The organism is Sandarakinorhabdus sp. DWP1-3-1 (genome assembly GCF_049896705.1).
Classification (GTDB): Bacteria; Pseudomonadota; Alphaproteobacteria; order Sphingomonadales; family Sphingomonadaceae; genus Sandarakinorhabdus.
The window spans coordinates 510,051-529,204 of sequence record NZ_JAFCUV010000003.1 but is presented as its reverse complement, the minus strand read 5'-3'; the positions used below and the strand labels follow the sequence as shown (position 1 = coordinate 529,204).

Here is a 19,154-nt window from a genome sequence, read left to right as displayed (position 1 = left end):
CGTCATCACTCCCGAGCGTGCCAGCCCCGGAATAATCGGTCGCCTTTGCGCTGGATCAATGTCCGGCCCCCGCCGAGCGCCCACAGCGGCGCCATCAACAGGGAGCAAAGACAATGCGCGTCACGAACCTCATCGCCGGCCTGGCCCTCGCCGCGGCCATCGCCGCCCCGGCCGCCGCCAAGCAGGGCGATGTCCTCGTCCGCCTGCGCGCCATCATGGTATCGCCCAATGAAAGCAGCGGCCCGGTGCTGCCCAGCTTTCCAGGTGCCGGCGTGTCGGTCAACGACGCCTATGCACCGGAGCTCGATTTCACCTACATGGCCACCGACCACCTGGGGGTGGAGCTCGTCCTCGCCACCGACAAGCACACGATCAGCGGCACCGGCACGCTGGCCGGCGTCGGCAAGCTGGCCAGCACCTGGGTGCTGCCGCCGACTTTGGTCCTGCAATATCACTTCCTGCCCGCCGGCCATGTCCGGCCCTATGTCGGCGCCGGCATCAACTACACGATCTTCTATTCGCGGAACGCCAGCGCCGCGCTGGAAAGCGCCGTCGGCCCCACCGATGTCAGCCTGAAAAGCAGCTTCGGCTATGCCGTGCAGGCCGGTGTCGACGTCGACATCAGCGAAAAGGTCTTCCTCAACCTCGACGTCAAGTACATCGACATGACGACCCGGGCAAAACTGACCAGCGGCGCGCTCGTCAACCAGGTCGCTGTCGACATCAACCCGCTGGTGTTCGGCGTCGGCCTCGGCATGCGGTATTAAGGTCGCCTACCGTCCCGTCATGCTGGCGCACGCCAGCATGACGGTATCGGCCCGCTACCAGAACTGGCTGCCCGGCACGCCCTTGAACGGCCCCGCCAGGTCCGACGTGATCCAGCCGCCGTAGAAGCCGCCCGGCTGCGGCCGCACCTGCTCGCCATCGACGGTCACTTCGTCGAACGGCGCTGCGTAAAAGGCGATGTGATCCCGCAAGGCCGCAAAGCGCGGTGTCGGCTGCGGATAACTCCAGCCGACCGCCGCCAGCCGCTCCGCGCCGACGACGACATCCCAATAGACGGCGCGCCCCTTCCATTCGCAGACCGATCCGCGCTGCGGCGACGGCTCCAGCAGCGCCATGGCGATGTCGGCCGGCGGCAGATACCAGGTCGGCGGGTGGCTGGTCTCCAGCGTCCGCAGCGCCGCCGTCGTATCGGCGATGACGACGCCGCGATGGACGATGCGCAGCCGCCGTGTCGACGCCTCCAGCGCCGGCGGCCGCGGATAATCCCAGACGCTTTCCTGGCCGGGCAGGACGGGGTCCGGAATCGGCATCAAGCGAGCAGCGTCCGGATCGCGCCCCAGGCCGCGGCGAGGAACAGGATGAAGGTCGGCAGGATGGTCAGCAGGAAGCCCAGGCTGCGCGTCTTGGGGTCGACATAATAGGCGCGGGCATAGGCGAAGCGCCCAACCGTCCAGATCAGCCCCAGCCCGCCGGCGACGGCATCGCCGAGCACCGGCGCCGCCAGCATCGCCGCCGGCACGAACAGCACCAGCTGCTCCAGCGTGTTGACATGGACACGGTTGCGCTTGTCGAATTCGGGATGGCCCGACGACTGCGGCGCCGGCACGTCATACTTGGCGCGCGCCGCACCGACGACGGCGCCCAGGCCGAAATAGACCGCCAGTGCGAGCAGGATCGCCAGTGCCGTCAACGGATAAAGTGCCATGTCGTGTTCCCCCTGACTGCGCCGGCCGGTTGCGACCGATCTGAGTCATGCGCAAATCAATAAGCGACCCGGCGCGGGAGTGCAACCGTGGGGCGGGCGCCCCCTACGGCCAGAACCGCTTCGAAGCGATCGCCGCCCCTTCCGCCAGCGCCGCCAGCTTGGCCCAGACCACTCCCGGGTCGACCCCGCCCGACCCGGCATGGATCGAAAAGCCGCAATCGACCCCGGCCATGACGGCGTCGCGGCCCACCAAATGCGCATAGCGGCCGATCCGCTGGGCGATCAGCTCGGGGTGCTCGATATAGCCCGACTGGCATTCGACGACGCCGGGAATCAGCACCTTGCCCGCCGGCACGCCGACGGCTTCGAACAGTGCGAATTCATGGGCGTGGCGCGGGTTGGCGGCTTCGAACTGGATGGCGTGCGGGCGTGCGGTCCACACGAGGTCGATGATGTCGGCCAGCGGCACATCGCAATGGTGCGGACCCGGGTAATTTCCCCAGCACAGGTGCATGCGCATCATCTCGGGCGCGATGTTGCGCGTCGCATGATTGAGCGCGGCGATGTTGAGCGCCATGCGGTCGCGAAAACCGTTGAGGTCGAGGTCGCGAAACTGGGTATGGCGGCCCATCGCCAGGTCGGGGCAATCGACCTGCAGCGTGATGCCGGCGGCGGCGATCGCCTCATATTCGTGGCGCAGCCCTTCGGCGAGGGCGAACAGATAGTCCTCGTCGCTGTCGTAATGGGCATTGGCAAAGAACAGCGCGGTGACACCGGGGGAGGCGGCGGACAGGAAGCCCTGGGTCCCCGGATGCCGCGCCAGCGCCGCCTTCAGGTTTGCGGCGTCGACATGGACGGCGTCCATGTCCTTGACGGTGATCGGCGCGTTGCACGCCGGGGTCTTCCTGTGGCGGCGGCCGGCATCGCCGAAGATGCGCGCCTTGACGCCGGGAAAGTCCTCGACATCCTGGAAGACATAGCTGTTGCCCTCCCCGCCGAAACCGTGGAGCCGGTCCTTGATATAGGTGGCATAGCTCGGCTTCGACTGTTCGCCGTCGTTGATGACGGCGACGCCGGCGCCGGCCTGGGCGGCGACGACCTCGCCGACGGCCTGCTCGACGCGGGCGGCCAGTGCGCCGGCATCGACCGCCTCGCCGGCCTCGCGGGCAAAGATCATCGCGATCAGGTCGTCGGCGCGCGGCAGGCTGCCGACATGGGTGGTCAGGAAACGCCCGCCGCTCATGCCAGCTCGGCCCGCACGATCGCAGCACCCGCCGCCATCGCCTGCATCTTGCCGAAGGCGACAGGGCGCGGCAGGTATTTCATGCCGCAATCGGGGGCGACGATGACCTTGTCGGCATCGACATGCGGCAGCGCCTTGCGGATGCGCGCCGCGACCGTCTCCGGCGTCTCGATGTCGTGCGTCGACAGGTCGATGACGCCCAGGATGATCGATTTGCCGCGCAGGTTTTCGAGCACGGCCGTGTCGAGGTTCGACTGGGCGGTTTCCAGCGACACCTGCTTGACCGTCGACCCGGACAGTTCGGGCAGGAAGGTGTAGCCCGTCGGGCGCTCGTGGATGATGGCGGCATAGCCGAAGCAGATGTGCAGCGCGGTCTGGCCGGTGATGCCCGCCAGCGCGGCATTCACCGCCTCCAGCCCGTACTCGCGCGCTGCGTCGGGGCGGGCCTGCATGTACGGCTCGTCGATCTGGACGATGTCGGCGCCGGCGGCGAACAGGTCGCGGATCTCGGCATTGACCGCCTCGGCATAATCGAGCGCCATTTCGCGCAGGCTGGGGTAGAAATCATTCTGTGCCTGCTGGGCCATGGTGAACGGGCCGGGCACGGTGATCTTGATCATCCGGTCGGTATTGGCGCGCAGGAAGGCGACGTCGCGGGTTTCGACCGCGTGGCGGCGGCGGATGCGGCCGGTGACGCGCGGCACCGGATTGGGATAGCCCGAGCGATCGAGCGCCGAGCCCGGATTGTCGAGATCGACGCCGTCGAGCGCGGTGGCAAAGCGGTTCGAATAGCTTTCGCGGCGCATCTCGCCATCGGTGATGATGTCGAGGCCGGCGCGCTCCTGGTCGCGGATCGCGATCAGCGTCGCATCATCCTGGGCCTGGTCGAGATAGTCGGGCTGCACGCGCCACAATTCCCGGGCGCGGACGCGCGGCGGAAAGCGGCCGGCGAGCTTCTCGCGATCGATCAGCCAGTCGGGCTGGGGGTAGGAGCCGACGAGCGAGGTGGGAAACAGCATGGGCAGCCTTTCTAGGGACCGTCGTAGGAGATGGCGGCAGCCGCGGCGCCCGACAGCATGAAGCCGATCGGCCGCTCCGATTCTTCCTGCAGATGGGCGATGAGGCTGGCGGTGCGGGCGAGCAGCGAAATGCCTTTCAGCGCCGCCAGCGGAAAGCCGACATCGAGCATGACAGCCGGGATGGCGCCGTTGACGTTGACCGGCAGCGACCGGCCGATGACCGCCGGCAGGCAGGCACCGACGGCGCGCAGCGCGGCGATATGCGGCCCTTCGATGCCACGCTCGGCCGCGAGCTGCAGCAACAGATTGGCGCGCGGGTCGCCGCCGCTGTGCTGGGGATGGCCGAAGCCGGGGATGGCCTTCTTGTCGGCGCGGAGCGCGCGGACCGCGGCCTCGGCATCGCCGCCCGCCACGACCTCGGCGAGGAAGCGCCCGGCGACTTCGGCGCTGCCGAGCACCACCGAGCCGCAGCCGAGCAGCCCGGCGGCGACCGCACCGTGGAACGCCTCGGGCGCGGCGGCATAGGTCATGCGAGTGGCGACGACGCTGGGCACCAGGCCATGTTCGGCAATGGCGGCGAGGACGGCATCGGCGAAGAATTTCTGGGTGGGCGTCGGCGCGGACCCGGTGACGAGCAGCCAGAAATAGCTGGTGAAATCCATCTTGCCGATGATTTCGCCGCACAGGTCTTGGCCGCGGACGCGGATGCTCTCGGCGTCCGACGTGCAGATGGCGGTAAAGGGCGCGTCCTGCTTCCCGATGCGCATTTCGACTCCCCAACGTTCGATTTTCGAACTTGTTTTCGTTATGCGAAGTTTGTATCAGGCGTCAAGACGATCGCGGGGAATTGACGCGAGAGCGGATCGGCGGTGGTGCCTCATCGTCGATGTGCTGGACGCGTCACTTGAACGGGCACTCAAGCAAAATGCCACAGAAATCGCAGGTTTTCGACACGCGTTGGCCGATCCAAGCGCCGGCGAAGCCACGGTGAGCATGAGGTTGTGACGTTGTAATTGCAGGAAATTGCCGGGCGAGCGCGCCGTGATCCGACGCTTTCGTCATCCAAGGGTCTCCTATCGATACGAAACCGCAGGCGTTTCGGCGGGCAGAATCCGAAATCGGGTAAAATGACCGTCGCAAAACCGGTCGAAAATCGCCGGCGATCATACGCTGGCAGCAGGAGAACCAGATGGCGCTGCCCCTTTCCGATGTCCGGGTGCTCGAAATGGGCACGTTTATTACGGGGCCGGCCGCCGGGATGATGCTGGCGGACCTGGGCGCCACCGTCATCAAGGTGGAGCAACCCGTCACCGGCGACCCGTTCCGGTCGTTCCGCGGCAAGCTTTATGCCCCGCATTTCCAGACCTGGAACCGCAACAAGCGCAGCGTGACGCTCGACACGCGCACCGCCGACGACCGTGCGGCGCTGGACAAACTCATCGCCGAGTCCGACGTTTTCATCCAGAATTTCCGCCCCGGCGTGGCCAAGAAACTCGGCGTCGATGCCGAACGGCTGCAGGGGATCAATCCGAAACTCGTCTATTGCTCCATCTCGGGCTTCGGCAGCAGCGGTCCCGACCGCGATCGACCCGCCTTCGACACCGTCGCGCAGGCCGCTTCGGGGTTCCTCCGGCTGCTGCTCAACCCCAGCCGGCCGCGGGTTGTCGGCCCCGCCATTGCCGATGCGATGACGGGTTTCTATGCCGCGCAAGGGGTGCTGGCAGCCCTTTACGAGCGCCAGACGACGGGTCGGGGACGCCTTGTCGAGACCTCGATGTTCGAGGCGATGTGCCATTTCAACCTCGACGACTTCACCCATTTGCGTGCCGACGACCAGTTGATGGGGCCTTACAGCCGGCCGCATGTGAGCCAATCGTACGTTTTCCAGTGCAGCGACGGGGCCTGGCTTGCCCTTCACATGTCCTCGCCGCCCAAGTTCTGGGCGAATCTGGCCCTGGCGGTGGACCGTCCGGACATGCTGGCGCAGCCGGAATTCGCCAGCCGCGAGGCCCGCATTGCCAATTACGAGGCCATTGTCGACTATCTGGCACCCCTGTTCGCCACCCGTCCGCGGGCCGACTGGTGTGCGCGACTGACCGAACTCGAGGTGCCCAATGCCGCGGTGGCGACCTCCGAGGAGGTGCTGGCGAGCCCTCAGGCGCAGGCTCTGGAGCTGGAAATCACCGCGCCGGGGCCCTTCGGACCCTTCCGCACCATCCGGTCGCCGCTGAGTTTCGACGGGGAACGGTCGCTTGTCGTCACGGCGCCGCCGCTGCTGGGGGCCGATAACGCGGCAATCCTGGGCCGCAGTGACCCCGCCTGAGGCCTTGCACGGGGCCGCGGCGTCCCATAGCGCTGGCACCATGGCCCGTGAACCCAAGGATCCGGAGTATCTTTCGACCCTGCAGCGGGGGTTGAGCGTACTGCGGGCGTTCGACCAGGCCCATCCCGAGATGGCCTTGTCGGAGGTGGCGACGGTCACCGGGCTGCCGCCGGCAGCGGCGCGGCGGTGCCTGAACACCCTTGTGGCGCTGGGTTATGTGGCCCAGGTGGGGCGAAAGTTCCTGCTCAGACCCGAGGTTCTGTCGTTCGGATCGGCCTATCTGGCGTCGATGAACATCGAACAGGTGGCCGTGCCGCCCCTGCAATTGCTGCGCGACAACACCGGGGATTCGGCGTCGCTGGCGGTCCGGTCGGGTCGCGACCTGCTGTATGTGTGCCATATCCCCACCAATCGTCGCATCCGGCTGGGGGTCGGGGTGGGAACGCGCTTCCCGCTGCACGCGACATCGATGGGAAAGGTGCTGCTGGCGTACCAGGAACCGGCCGGAATCGAGGCGTTTCTGGCCGCCGGCGCACTGGCAAGGCTGACCGAACGCACCGTCACCGACCCCCAGGCGTTCCGCGACCGGCTGCGGATGGTGCGTGAACGGTCCTATGACTCGGCGCTGGACGAGCTCGACTATGGCATCGTGTCGGTGGCGGTGCCGGTTCTTGGGGCCGAAAACCGGGTGGTGGCGGCGATCAACTGCTCGACCTCGACGACGCGGATCTCCCAGGACGAGCTGGTGCGGACGCGTCTGCCGATGCTGCGCGAGGCGGCGCGGGAGATCGAGGACCAGCTGCGGCGCTGGCCGACACTGGCGCGGTCACTGGCGGCGGGGTGAATGTGGCGCGTTGCGGCGCGGATGGAGCGATTTTCGCGCGGTTTTCGGATGGTCGAAAGCCTACATTCCGGCTTCGGTACCGAAAATCCGACGCGATCGCCGGACCGGCAGTAACCCGGGGTAGGGCGACGGGTGGCTGGCTGACGCTGGTGTCTGGGCGCAAGGCCCTATTTTCGGGCGATTTTCGGGTGATTTCAGAGCAATGGCGGTGGCGTCTGCGTGTTGCCGCTTGGCGGGCGGGGTACGGTCCCGCTGCGATCGGGCGCGATTTCAGGGGAATTTTTCTTGATTGCGCGATCAAGTGGCGTGGCGATGCGGCGCACCTTTTCCGTGCCACCCCGGCGCAGGCCGAGGCCCATACACCATGATCGTCGGGTTCGCGCGAGCTCATGCGGCAAGCTTGTGGCTTATGGCCCCGGCCTTCGCCGGGGTGACTGTCAGCGAGAACCGCCGAAATCTTCGCATAACGAACTTGACTTCGTAATGCGAAACATCCATCGAAGGATCAGGGTGCTGCCACAGAAGCGGCACCAATGCGCTTGCTTTGGGGGATACGGCATGAAGTCGCTGGGAACGCTGTCGAGGTTGCTTGCCGGTTCGGCGTTGCTGCTGGCGTCGGGTGCGCTGGCCCAGACCACCACGACCCCCGCCGCCCCGACCGCGACCGACGACACCGAGATCCTCGTCACCGCGCTGCGCCGCTCGGAATCGCTGCAGAATGTGCCGGCGTCGATCACCGCCTTTACCTCGAAAACGATCGAGGCCGCCGGTATCGTCCGCCCCGCGGATTTCATCGGCCTCACCCCCAACGTCAACCTGGTGCAGACCCAGAACGCCGGCAGCAGCTTCGTCATCATCCGCGGCATCACCCAGGCGCGCAATTCGGAGCCGTCGGTGGCGGTCGTCGTCGACGGTGTCCAGCAGGTCAACGCCGCCCAGTTCAACCAGGAGCTGGTCGATATCGAGCAGATCGAGGTGCTGAAGGGCCCGCAGGGCGCGCTTTACGGTCGCAACGCCATCGGCGGTGCGATCATCATCACCTCCAAGGCGCCGACCGACGAACTGGCGGGCAAGATCACCGCCGGCGTCGACAATGGCTTCGGCTATTTCGCGCGTGCCAATCTGTCGGGCCCGATCGCCGAAAATGTGAAATTCCGCATCGCCGGCACCTGGTACGATACCGACGGTTTCATCCCCAACACCTTCCTCAATGAGGACGCCGACCCGTTCAAGGAATTCAACCTGCGCGGCAATCTGTTGTGGCAGGCGACGCCGGAACTGACCGTCGACCTGCGCGGCGCCGTCAGCCTGCTGCGCACCCAGGCCTTCTATTACAACATCGTCAGCGACGTGAACGACGTGTCGCTGCCGGTGCGCGTCAACAATGCCGGCATCAACGATCGCGACCTCTACAATGCGACGTTGCGCATCCAGCATGACAGCGACATCGGCACCTTCACCTCGACCACGTCCTACGACAAGGTCACCGAAATCCTGACGGGCGACGGCTTCAACTTCCTGCCGATCCCCGAATCGCTGCTGTTCCAGTTCTTCGGCTTCGACATCAACCAGAGCCAGTATCTCGACGTGTCGGCGTGGAGCCAGGAGTTCCGCTATGCCTCGCCGGCCGACAAGCCGCTGCAGGTCATCGTCGGCGCCTATGGCATCGGCACCCAGCGCTATATCTCCACCGGCAACCTGATCGACACGGGCAATGGCGTCACGCCGATATACCGCACACCGAGCACCAACCCGCTCAACCCGCAGCAGACCTTCCTCGCCGATTCCCAGGACAATTTCGCCTGGGCGCTGTTCGGCAACGCCATCTGGAAGCTCAACGACCAGCTGCGCGTCGATGCCTCGCTGCGCTATGATCGCGACGCCAGAGAGAACACCACGCTGACGCCGGCGAATTTCCTGCCCAATGTCCCGGGCTTCCCGCCCGGCGTCACAGGCCAGGTCCGCAAGCGCACCTTCGACGCGTGGCAGCCCAAGCTGACGCTGACCTGGAAGCCGGCCGACAATGTCACGCTGTTCGGCGGCTGGTCGCGCGGTTTCCGGTCGGGCGGTTTCAACCAGACGGGCGTCGGCGGCGTTGCCGCGTCGAACGGCATCGTCGGCGTCAACGACATCTTCGAAGCCGAAATCGCCGAGACGTTCGAGATCGGCCTGAAGACCCAGACCGCCGACCGGTTGCTGACCTTCAACGCCAGCGCCTTCACCACCAAGTCGGAAAACAGCTATTTCTTCGTCTTCCTCGCCGCCAACTCGACGCAGAACCTCGGCAATGTGCCCGAGACGCGCATCAAGGGTTTCGAGGTCGACGCCACGCTGCGGCCGCTGCCGGGCCTCGACCTGATCGCCGGCTTTGGCTATACCGACAGCGAAATCAAGCGCTTCCCGGGCCCCGGCGTCGTCGGCAACCAGGCGCCGCTGATCTCGCGCTACACGCTCAACCTGACCGGCAATTACCGCCGGCCGCTGACCGAAACGCTCGACCTGACGGCGCGCGTCGATTACCGGCGCACCGGACGGACCTGGTTCGATGTCGAAAATTCGACGTCGCGCGATCCGATCGACCTGGTGGACACGCGCCTCGGCGTCGCCGGGCGCAACTGGTCGCTGACCGGCTTTGCGTCGAACCTGTTCAACATCAAGTACAATGCCGAATTCTCGCCGGGCGGTTTCGTCTTCAAGGCGCGGCCGCGGCGCTATGGCGTGGAAGCGAGCTTCAATTTCTGAGGGGGCTTGACGGCGCGGGTCTGACGCGGCGGCATGCCGGGACGAACGTGTCTGGTAGAGGAGGATGAAACGATGACTGTCACCCGTCGGCCGAGCCGCCTGCACCACACCGCCTATGTCACCAAGGATCTGGAGGCGACGCGCGCCTTTTACGAGGAAGTGATCGGCCTGCCGCTGATCGCCACCTATACCGAGATGGACGAGCTGTTCGGCAAGGAACGCACCTATTGCCATTGCTTCTTCGAGCTGGCCGACGGTTCGGCGCTGGCCTTCTTCCAGTTCGCCGATCCCGCCGACCAGGCCGAGTTCGGGCCCGATATCCCGTCGTCGCCGTTCATCCATATCGCGCTCAACGTCGATGCGGAGACGCAGGCCGACCTGGAGGCGCGCATCGTCGCTGCCGGCATCGAACCGCCGGCGACCTATGTGCTGGAACATGGCTATTGCCGGTCGGTCTATGTCACCGACCCCAACGGCATGATCCTCGAATTCACCCATGACACGCCGAGCGCCGCCGATGGCGATGCCGAGCGGCGGGCGACGGCCCGGGCCGAGCTGGCGCGCTGGCTGGCCGGTGACCGCCGCAACAACAATCCCTATCGCCACGCGGCCTGACGGCGCCGCGGGCGACGCGCCGGACGCTCCGGACGCGCCTGGGGGCGTGCCGGTGGCCTTGCGGGGGGCAGGGCCGCCGGCGCGCTGGCCCGGCGGTTCCGTGCGGATGGTCGCCGTGCCCGGGGGCGCGCTGCCGGTTGAAACCATCGGACATGGCCCGCCGCTGCTGCTGCTGCACGGCTGGACGTTCGATCGCCGGATGTGGGGGCCGCAGCTGCCGCTGGCCGATTGCGCGACGTTGGTGGCGATCGACCGGCGCGGTTTCGGGGATGCCACGGCGCCGGCGGACCTGGCGGCGGAGCCCGACGATGTGCTGCGCGTCGCCGATGCGCTGGGGATCGGGCGCTTTCACCTGATCGGCATGTCGCAGGGCGGCCGGGTGGCGCTGGCGCTGGCAGCGCGGGCGGCGCGGACCTCTGGGCGGTTGCTGTCGCTGACGCTGCAGGGGACGGCGCTCGATGGGGCTTCGGGGGACGATGAGGCGGTGCCGCTGGCGGCGATGGCCGATGCGGCGCGGGCCGACGACCTGGCGGGGTTGCGGGGATTGTGGGGCGCGCATCCGCTGATGCGGGCGGTGACGCCGGACGGGGCGGCGCTGGCGGCGGCGATGCTGGCGGATTATGCCGGGCGTGATCTGGCGGCGCCGGGCGCGCTGGCAGCCTCGGCGGCAATGATCGCCGGGGCGGGCTTTCCGGTGACGGCGATCGTCGGGGCGCAGGACACGGCGCGGCGTCGGGCCAATGTCGCGGCGCTGGCGGCGGCGGGGGCGCGGGCGGTGGTGCTGCCGGGCGCCGGGCATCTTTGCAACATCGATGCGGCGGAGGGCTTCAACGCGGTGCTGCGCGGGGTGCTTTCGGGAGGCTTGCCCCGAAGCGACTGACTGGCTGGTGCGGCCAAGAAGACTCGAACTTCCACGGCCTTTCGGCCACAACGACCTCAACGTTGCGCGTCTACCAGTTCCGCCATGGCCGCACTGCCAAGTGTCCGAGGCTGGGCCTCGTCCGGTAGGAGGCGGCGGGTAGCAGGGGCAGGCGGGGTGCGCAAGCGGGATTCGGGGGCGGGGCGCGAGTCGGGAGAGAAACTGTCGGGGACAGTCGCCGCGCCGCCGCCAAAGTGTCACCCCTGCCTGCGTCGGGGTGACGGTTAGGGTGGGCAGGGGCCGCGGCAAAGTCGCGGCTGACGTCAGACGAGATCGGCCAGCGGGGCTGGCCGCCTCGGTGGCCGGTCTTGCGCCTGTCGGCGCATAACAGGGATTTGCGTTGCAAATCGCCCGCTACGCGCGCGCAGCGCTGCGACTAGTTATACCGCCGCAGCTCGTTCTTCGCGATTGCCTGGCGGTGGACTTCGTCCGGGCCGTCGGCGAGGCGCAGGGTGCGCTGGCCGGCATAGCCGCTGGCAAGGCCGTAATCCTGGCAGACGCCGCCGCCGCCATGGGCCTGGATGGCGTGGTCGTGGATCAGACAGGCCATGTTGGGGGCGACGACCTTGATCATCGCGATCTCGTTGGCGGCAGCCTTGTTGCCGACGGTGTCCATCATGTACGCGGCCTTCAGCGTCAGCAGGCGCGACTGTTCGATGGCGATGCGCGAATCGGCGATGCGCTCGTGCCAGAGGCTGTGCTCGCTGATCGGCTTGCCGAAGGCGACGCGGGATTTCAGCCGCTTGACCATCTTTTCGAGCGCGCGTTCGGCCGAGCCTATGGAGCGCATGCAATGGTGGATGCGGCCGGGGCCGAGGCGCCCCTGCGCGATTTCGAAGCCCTTGCCTTCGCCCAGGATCATGTTGGCGACGGGGACGCGGACATTGTCGAGGATGACCTCGAAATGGCCGTGGGGGGCGTCGTCATAGCCGAACACCTTCAGCGCGCGGACCTTGGTGATGCCAGGGGCGTCGAGGGGGACGAGGATCTGGCTCTGCTGGGCGTGTCGGGGGGCGCTGGGATCGGTCTTGCCCATCACGATGGCGATCTTGCAGCGCGGGTCGCCGACACCCGACGACCACCATTTGCGGCCGTTGATGACATATTCGTCGCCCTGGCGGACGATCGAGGTTTCGATGTTGGTGGCGTCCGACGAGGCGACGGCGGGTTCGGTCATCAGGAAGGCGGAGCGGATTTCACCGGCCATCAGCGGGCGCAGCCACTGTTGCTTCTGGTCCTCGCTGCCATAGGTGCGCAGCACTTCCATGTTGCCGGTGTCGGGGGCGGAGCAGTTGAAGACTTCGCTCGACCAGCCGGCGCGGCCCATTTCCTCGGCGAGCGGCGCATATTCGAGGTTGGTGAGGCCGGGGCCCTTCCATTCGCCGGTGTCGTGGTCGGAGATGTTGAGGAACAGGTTCCACAGGCCGGCCTTTTGGGCGAGCGGCTTCAATTCCTCGATGACGGGGAGGACCTTCCAGCGGTCGCCCTCGGCGACTTCCTGTTCGTAGCGGGCTTCGTTGGGGTAGATATGTTCGTCCATGAAGGCGCGGACGCGCTCGATCAAGGCCTTGGTCTTGTCGCTGTATTCAAAGATCATGGACTTCACTCCCCTATGGCTTTCGCCTTGTCAGTGTCACGCTCACGCCGGTGAATCCAGCGCGAAACTGAGGGGTCAGGACAAATCCCTAGCGTGATACGGTGATCGACAGCCTGGTTGCGGCGGGTGGAAAACCGATGATGGTGCTGGTGAAGGTGGCGCTGGCGCCCGGCGCCAGTTCGGTCACCGGCGGCGCGATCGTCCAGCGGCGGGCCGGGCCATCGGGGCCGGCAAGGCTGGCGCGCAGCAGCGGCACGCGGGCGCGGGCCTGGCCACGGTTGGTGATGGTGCCCGTCACGTCGAGGACGCGGCCGCCCGACGGCAATTGCGTGACGACGCCGCTGACGCCGATGTCGAGCGGCTGGCCGACCGGCACCAGCCGGGACAGCGTATCGCCGACGACGGGGATGCGGCTGGTGTCGACCTGGCCCACCCACAGCCCCGCGGCGGTGATGGTCAGCGCGAGGCCCAGGACGACGGCGACGATGTTGCGGACGAGGTGCGAGCGGGGCTCTTCCTCCTCCTCCTCCTCTTCGGGCGGTTCCCAGGCGGGCTCGGGCTCCGGCGCCGGCGGTTCGGGCGGGGGCGGCTCCGGGGGCTCCGGCTCCGGCGCGGCCTCGACGGTCTCCGCCTCCGGCTCGGGCACCCAGCGCTGGTCGCAGGCGGCGCATTTCAGCCGGGCGCGGCGTGCGACGACCTCGTCCGACAGGCGATAACGGGCGCCGCAATTGGGACAGGTAACAATCACGCCGGCTATCTAAGGCCAAAGCCGGCGGCGCGAAAAGCCCCATCTTGGGCGTCGCGCAACCGTTGCGTGCGCGCACATCGATTGCACAACCGTTGCTTGCGCGGGGCGGCAGCTTTGGGCGATAGCGCTGCCATGCACGACATCCGCACCATTCGCGCCAACCCGCCGGCCTTCGACGCGGGGCTCGCCCGGCGCGGCGTCGCGGCGGCATCGGTCGCCGTGCTGCAGGCCGATGTCCGGCTGCGCGCCATCCAGACCGAGCTGCAGGCGGCGCTCGCCCGCCGCAACGAGGCGTCGCGCGACATCGGCGCCGCCAAGCAGCGCGGCGACCATGACCGCGCCGATGCCATGATGGCCGTCGTCGCGGCACTGAAGGAACGCATCCCGGGCCTCGAGGCCGATGAGCGCGCCGCCCAGGCGGTGGTGCAGGCGCGGCTCGACGGCCTGCCCAACATCCCCGCCGACGACGTGCCCGACGGCAGCGACGAGACCGGCAATGTCGTCGTCAAGACCCACGACACGCCGCCCGCCTTCGATTTCAGGCCGCTCGAGCATGACGTCATCGCCGCGCGGCTGGGCTATGATCCCGAGGCCGCGGCGCGCATCGCCGGGGCGCGTTTTGCCGTCCTGAAGGGGCCATTGGCGCGGCTGCACCGGGCGCTCGGCCAGTACATGATCGACATGCAGACCGAGCGCCACGGCTATGCCGAGACCGCGGTGCCGCTGCTCGTCAACCGCGATGCCGCCTATGGCACCGGGCAATTGCCCAAGTTCGAGGACGACCTGTTCAAGACCACCGACGGCCGCTATTTGATCCCCACCGCCGAAGTGTCGCTGACCAACCTCGTCCGCGAGGCGATCATCGACGACGACACACTGCCGCTGCGCATGACGGCGCTGACGCCGTGTTTCCGGTCCGAAGCCGGCAGCGCCGGGCGCGACACCAAGGGGCTGATCCGCCAGCACCAGTTCGAAAAATGCGAGCTGGTGACGATCTGCACCCCCGAACAGGCCGCCGCCGAACACGACCATATGGTGGCATCGGCCGAAGCGATCCTCGAAAACCTCGGCCTGCCCTATCGCCGCGTGCTGCTGTGCACCGGCGACATGGGCTTCACCGCGCGGCGGACGTTCGACCTCGAAGTCTGGCTGCCGGGGCAGGACTGCTATCGCGAGATCAGCAGCATTTCCGATTGCGGCGATTTCCAGGGCCGGCGCATGAACGCCCGCTACAAGACGCGCGGCGAAAAGGGCACCAGGGGCTTCGTCAACACCCTCAACGGCTCCGGCCTCGCCGTCGGGCGGACGCTGGTGGCGATCATCGAGAACAACCAGCGCGCCGATGGCAGCGTCGGCATCCCGCAGGTGCTGCACGCCTATATGGGCGGCGTGACCGAGCTGCGGGCCTAGCCACCGCGCTGCCGACATTTTCAAAGGAACAACAATGCGCATCCTGGTGACCAACGACGACGGCATCGCCGCCCCCGGCCTTGTCGCGCTGGAGGCGATCGCCGCCGAATTGAGCGACGATGTCTGGGTCGTCGCGCCGGCGGAGGAACAGTCGGGCGCCGGCCACAGCCTGACGCTGTCGCAGCCGGTGCGGCTCCGCGAGATCGAGCCGCGGCGCTTTTCGGTGCGCGGCACGCCGACCGATTGCGTCATGCTGGCGCTCGGTGTCGTCCTCAAGGATCACAAGCCCGACCTGATCCTGTCGGGGGTCAACCGCGGCGGCAACCTGGCCGAGGATGTCACCTATTCGGGCACCGTGTCGGCGGCGATGGAGGGCTGCCTGGCCGGCATCCGGTCGATCGCGCTGTCGCAGGTGATGGCCGACTACACCGCCGGCAAGGAGGATTTCACCACCGCGACCGCGCACGGCGCCGCGATCCTGCGGCTGGTGCAGACCATCGACTGGCCGGCCGGCGTGCTGGTCAACATCAATTTCCCGCCGGTCGCGGCGGCGGACGTCAGCGGCGTGCGGGTCACCCACCAGGGTTTCCGCGACTATGGCAACATCCAGCTCGTGGAGCGCATCGATCCGCGCGGTTTCCCCTATTACTGGCACGGCTATGGCCGCGAAAAGTCGACGCCGCACCATGATACCGACCTGGAGGCGATGCACGACGGCTGCATCTCGGTGACGCCGCTGCACCTCGACATGACGCACTACCGGACGATGGCGGCGCTGAAGACGGTGCTGGCGCCGCTGGCGGTGGTCTAGGGCGGTTCGCCGCGGCGGTTCGCGCGCCGCGGCACGTCCGCCGGCACGGCGTCCGGACAGTCCGGGCGACGCGCGCGACAAAGGCGGCTGGCGGCGCTGGCCGGCGTCGCCTATCAAGCGCGGGTGCTCGCCCGCCCTGTCACCCGTCTTGCCGATCGCGTTGCCGTCCCGCTGCTGGTGCTGTTGCTGTCGGGTTGCGTCAGTGCCGATCGGCGCGCCGCGGCGCCGGCGCCGAAGTCCGCGGCCAAGTCCAGCCGCGTCGCGGCACCGGCGCGGCCGACCTGGCAGGCGCGCAAGGTCGTCGCCGATGCCGTGGCGACCCCGCAGGGGCGGCTGCACACCGTCAAGCGCGGCGAAACCGGCATCGCCATCGCCCGCGCCTATGGTGTCGAATGGAGCAAGGTGGCGGCCGCCAACGGGCTGACGCCGCCCTATGTGCTCGAAGTCGGCGACCGGCTGCTGCTGCCCAGCGCCCGCCAGGCGGCGGCGACCGTCGCGACGATGAGCGTGGAGGACCGCGCCCGCGCCTTCGACCTCGACATCGACGATATCATCACCGGCGGCGAGCCGGCGGCACCCGCGCCCAGGACGGGTGCGCGGCCGTCGGCGCCCAGGCCCGGCGCGCGGCCACCGCCGGTGGGGGCGGCGGCGCCGCTGCCGACGCTGACCGGCGCTGCACCGGGGTTCCGCTGGCCGGTGGAGGGCCGGGTGCTGTCGGGGTTCGGCGCCAAGCCCGGCGGCCGCTTCAACGACGGCGTCAATTTGAAGGCCAGCGCCGGCGCGCCGGTGCGTGCCGCCGGCGAAGGCGTCGTCGCCTATGCCGGCGATGCCATCCCGGGCTTCGGCAACCTGGTGCTGATCAAGCACGCCGGCGGCTGGGTGACCGCCTATGGCCATAACGAGGCGCTGCTGGTGACGCGCGGCAAGCGGGTGGCGCAGGGCGATATCATCGCGCGGGCGGGTGCCACCGGAGCGGTTTCGGAGCCGCAGGTGCATTTCGAGCTGCGGCGCGGGCGATCGCCGGTGGATCCGGTGCGGGTGATCGGAGGGCGGTAAGGTCGCGCTGTGGCCTCTGCTCCCCACCCTATGTTCGCTTCGCTCACATGCGGGGAGGGAGCAGAAGCGCTCACATCGGGGAAGGGGCAGCAGGTGTCGCCGTGACTTCGCACGCGCCATCGCGTAAGGCGCGCCGATGACACTTACCCTCGATATGGCGCCGCGCTCGCTGGCCCCTGCTCCGCGCGTCGGCATGGTGTCGCTCGGCTGCCCCAAGGCGCTGGTCGACAGCGAACGCATCCTGACGCAGCTGCGGGCCGATGGCTATGCACTGTCGGGCGACTATGCCGGCGCCGATGTCGTCATCGTCAACACCTGCGGTTTCCTCGACAGCGCCAAGGCCGAAAGCCTCGATGCCATCGGCGAGGCCATCGCCGAAAACGGCAAGGTCATCGTGACCGGCTGCCTGGGGCACGAGGCCGAGACCATTCGCGCTCGCTATCCGGGCGTGCTGGCCATCACCGGCCCGCAGCAGTACGACGATGTCGTCAATGCCGTGCGCGACGCGGCGCCGCCGGCGAAATCGGCCTATCTCGACCTCATCCCCGATGCAGGCCTGAAGCTGACGCCGCGGCATTATAGCTATCTGAAGATTTCCGAAGGTTGCGACCATCGCTGCGCCTTCTGCATCATTCCGTCGCTGCGCGGCGACCTGGCCAGCCGGCCGCCGGCGGCGATCCTGCGCGAGGCGGCGGCGCTGGTGAAGGGCGGGGCGAAGGAGCTGCTCGTCATCGCGCAGGATACCTCGGCCTATGGGGTCGACCTGCGCCATGCGGTGTCGTCGCTCGGCGGGCGGCCGTTGCGCGCGCATATCACCGACCTGGCGCGCGAACTGGGGCTGCTCGGCGCCTGGGTGAGGCTGCACTATATCTACCCCTATCCGCACGTCGACCAGTTGATCGGCTTGATGGCGGAGGGGCTGGTGCTGCCCTATCTCGACATTCCGTTCCAGCATGCCAGCCCGGCCGTGCTGCGCGCCATGCGGCGGCCGGCGAACGATGCCAAGGTACTCGACCGCATCCGCAAATGGCGGGCGCAGGTGCCGGACCTGGCGCTGCGCAGCACCTTCGTCGTCGGCTTTCCCGGCGAGACCGAGGCCGATTTCCAGTATCTGCTCGACTGGCTGGGGGAGGCCGGCATCGATCGCGCCGGCTGCTTCAAGTACGAGCCGGTGGCGGGGGCCGCGGCCAATGCGCTGCCGGATGCCGTGCCGGAGGACGTGAAGGAAGAACGCTGGCACCGCTTCATGGCGGCGCAGTCGCTGATCTCGGAAGCGCGGCTGGCGATGAAGCTGGGCCGCGACATCGACGTGCTGATCGATGTGGTGGACGACGACGGCGGCGCCTCGGGGCGATCGAAGTACGACGCGCCGGAGATCGACGGCGAGGTGCATCTGCGCGACGCCGGCGGCATTTCGGTGGGCGATATCGTCCGCGTGCGGATCGAGGAATCCGACGAAGCGGACCTTTTCGGGGTTCCGATCGGCGATTGATCGGGAACGTCCGGCGGGTCCGTCGGTTATCCACGCATCGGCGCATCAGCGTCGTCAAGTGGAGAGAATCATGAGCCAATTTGTTGCGTCTGCGGTATTCGACAATGATTCGGATGCCGGTCGTGCCGTTCGCGACCTGCGCGAAGCCGGCATCTCCGACAGCGCCCTTTCGGTCATCGCCCAGCATGAGGGACGCACGACGACGACCAGCGGCAGCGGTGACGTCACGGATGACGGCAATGGCAGCATCATCCGCGGTTTGCTCGGCGGCGGTGCGCTCGGTGCGGGTCTTGCGGTGGCCGCGCTGGCGATCCCGGGCGTCGGCCCGCTCGTCGCTGCCGGTGCCATCGCCGCATCGGCGGCGCCTGCCGCCATGGCGGCCGGTGCGGCCGTCGGTGCCGCGGCCGGCGGCCTCAACGAGGGCCTGCAGAAGCATGGCGTGAGCGACGACGATGCGACCTATTACAATGATCGCATCAGCGGCGGCGGCACGCTGGTCGCGGTCGACGACAGCGCCGGCGGCATCAGCGCCGACCGCGTTCGCGAGATCCTGTACCGCAACGGCGGTCACAGCTCGACCCAGTCGCGGATGGCGACGGTCACCCAGGCCTGATCGCCGTCTGA

18 protein-coding genes and 1 tRNA gene are annotated in these 19,154 nt (G+C 67.9%); 11 read left to right on the top strand and 8 right to left on the bottom strand.

The features are described 5' to 3' along the window. The first annotated feature begins 113 nt into the window (after positions 1-113). Complete coding sequence (locus ACP7AI_RS16250; protein ID WP_426169587.1) at positions 114-767, top strand: OmpW/AlkL family protein; 654 nt, start codon at positions 114-116, stop codon at positions 765-767. 54 nt (positions 768-821) lie between these two features. Here ACP7AI_RS16250 and ACP7AI_RS16245 read toward each other — a convergent pair whose 3' ends face one another. The 5 genes from ACP7AI_RS16245 to ACP7AI_RS16225 form a co-directional block, all read right to left on the bottom strand. Beyond that, entirely contained in the window at positions 822-1,316 is a 495-nt protein-coding gene (locus ACP7AI_RS16245; RefSeq protein WP_426169584.1) for a DUF427 domain-containing protein, read from the bottom strand. Continuing rightward, on the bottom strand, positions 1,316-1,711 hold the full coding sequence (locus ACP7AI_RS16240) for an MAPEG family protein (protein WP_426169581.1): 396 nt from the start codon (positions 1,709-1,711) through the stop codon (positions 1,316-1,318). The genes ACP7AI_RS16245 and ACP7AI_RS16240 overlap by 1 nt, the downstream gene beginning before the upstream one ends. Positions 1,712-1,814: 103 nt before the next feature. Then, positions 1,815-2,954, bottom strand: coding sequence for an epoxyalkane--coenzyme M transferase (locus tag ACP7AI_RS16235; protein ID WP_426169579.1), 1,140 nt, complete (start codon positions 2,952-2,954; stop codon positions 1,815-1,817). Beyond that, positions 2,951-3,973 carry a uroporphyrinogen decarboxylase family protein gene (locus ACP7AI_RS16230; protein WP_426169577.1) on the bottom strand — a complete coding sequence of 341 codons (1,023 nt, stop codon included), beginning with the start codon at positions 3,971-3,973 and terminating at the stop codon, positions 2,951-2,953. Before ACP7AI_RS16230 ends, ACP7AI_RS16235 begins: the two co-directional genes overlap by 4 nt. A gap of 11 nt (positions 3,974-3,984) precedes the next feature. After that, the gene (locus ACP7AI_RS16225) at positions 3,985-4,740 is read right to left on the bottom strand and encodes a citryl-CoA lyase (RefSeq protein WP_426169574.1); all 756 of its coding nucleotides are present in this window, start codon (positions 4,738-4,740) and stop codon (positions 3,985-3,987) included. Between the two features lie 422 nt (positions 4,741-5,162). Between ACP7AI_RS16225 and ACP7AI_RS16220 the strand changes: the two genes are divergently transcribed. From ACP7AI_RS16220 to ACP7AI_RS16200, 5 genes are all read left to right on the top strand, one after another. Next, positions 5,163-6,296 (top strand): CaiB/BaiF CoA transferase family protein, encoded by a 1,134-nt coding sequence (locus ACP7AI_RS16220; protein ID WP_426169571.1) that lies wholly within the window; start codon positions 5,163-5,165, stop codon positions 6,294-6,296. A 40-nt stretch (positions 6,297-6,336) separates the two neighbouring features. After that, positions 6,337-7,140: an IclR family transcriptional regulator domain-containing protein gene (locus ACP7AI_RS16215; protein WP_426169569.1), complete on the top strand. Its 804-nt coding sequence runs from the start codon at positions 6,337-6,339 to the stop codon at positions 7,138-7,140. A 558-nt stretch (positions 7,141-7,698) separates the two neighbouring features. Further along, complete coding sequence (locus ACP7AI_RS16210; RefSeq protein WP_426169566.1) at positions 7,699-9,882, top strand: TonB-dependent receptor; 2,184 nt, start codon at positions 7,699-7,701, stop codon at positions 9,880-9,882. A gap of 72 nt (positions 9,883-9,954) precedes the next feature. Next, the gene (locus ACP7AI_RS16205; protein ID WP_426169564.1) at positions 9,955-10,497 is read left to right on the top strand and encodes a VOC family protein; all 543 of its coding nucleotides are present in this window, start codon (positions 9,955-9,957) and stop codon (positions 10,495-10,497) included. Positions 10,498-10,603: 106 nt separating this feature from the next. After that, positions 10,604-11,377 carry an alpha/beta fold hydrolase gene (locus ACP7AI_RS16200; RefSeq protein WP_426170168.1) on the top strand — a complete coding sequence of 258 codons (774 nt, stop codon included), beginning with the start codon at positions 10,604-10,606 and terminating at the stop codon, positions 11,375-11,377. 5 nt (positions 11,378-11,382) lie between these two features. On the opposite strand, the gene ACP7AI_RS16195 is transcribed toward ACP7AI_RS16200, so the two are convergent. From ACP7AI_RS16195 to ACP7AI_RS16185, 3 genes are all read right to left on the bottom strand, one after another. Continuing rightward, positions 11,383-11,469 (bottom strand) — tRNA-Leu (locus ACP7AI_RS16195). Positions 11,470-11,792: 323 nt separating this feature from the next. Next, the gene (locus ACP7AI_RS16190; protein ID WP_426169561.1) at positions 11,793-13,013 is read right to left on the bottom strand and encodes an acyl-CoA dehydrogenase family protein; all 1,221 of its coding nucleotides are present in this window, start codon (positions 13,011-13,013) and stop codon (positions 11,793-11,795) included. A gap of 88 nt (positions 13,014-13,101) precedes the next feature. Continuing rightward, on the bottom strand, positions 13,102-13,761 hold the full coding sequence (locus ACP7AI_RS16185) for a zinc-ribbon domain-containing protein (RefSeq protein ID WP_426169558.1): 660 nt from the start codon (positions 13,759-13,761) through the stop codon (positions 13,102-13,104). Positions 13,762-13,893: 132 nt separating this feature from the next. On the opposite strand from ACP7AI_RS16185, the gene serS reads away from it, so the two are divergent. From serS to ACP7AI_RS16160, 5 genes are all read left to right on the top strand, one after another. Continuing rightward, complete coding sequence (gene serS / locus ACP7AI_RS16180) at positions 13,894-15,171, top strand: serine--tRNA ligase (protein WP_426169555.1); 1,278 nt, start codon at positions 13,894-13,896, stop codon at positions 15,169-15,171. 34 nt (positions 15,172-15,205) lie between these two features. After that, complete coding sequence (gene surE, locus ACP7AI_RS16175; RefSeq protein ID WP_426169553.1) at positions 15,206-15,982, top strand: 5'/3'-nucleotidase SurE; 777 nt, start codon at positions 15,206-15,208, stop codon at positions 15,980-15,982. A gap of 123 nt (positions 15,983-16,105) precedes the next feature. Next, entirely contained in the window at positions 16,106-17,038 is a 933-nt protein-coding gene (locus tag ACP7AI_RS16170; protein WP_426169550.1) for a peptidoglycan DD-metalloendopeptidase family protein, read from the top strand. A gap of 154 nt (positions 17,039-17,192) precedes the next feature. Next, positions 17,193-18,530: a 30S ribosomal protein S12 methylthiotransferase RimO gene (rimO, locus tag ACP7AI_RS16165; RefSeq protein WP_426170166.1), complete on the top strand. Its 1,338-nt coding sequence runs from the start codon at positions 17,193-17,195 to the stop codon at positions 18,528-18,530. A 70-nt stretch (positions 18,531-18,600) separates the two neighbouring features. Continuing rightward, on the top strand, positions 18,601-19,143 hold the full coding sequence (locus ACP7AI_RS16160) for a hypothetical protein (protein ID WP_426169548.1): 543 nt from the start codon (positions 18,601-18,603) through the stop codon (positions 19,141-19,143). Positions 19,144-19,154: the final 11 nt, after the last annotated feature.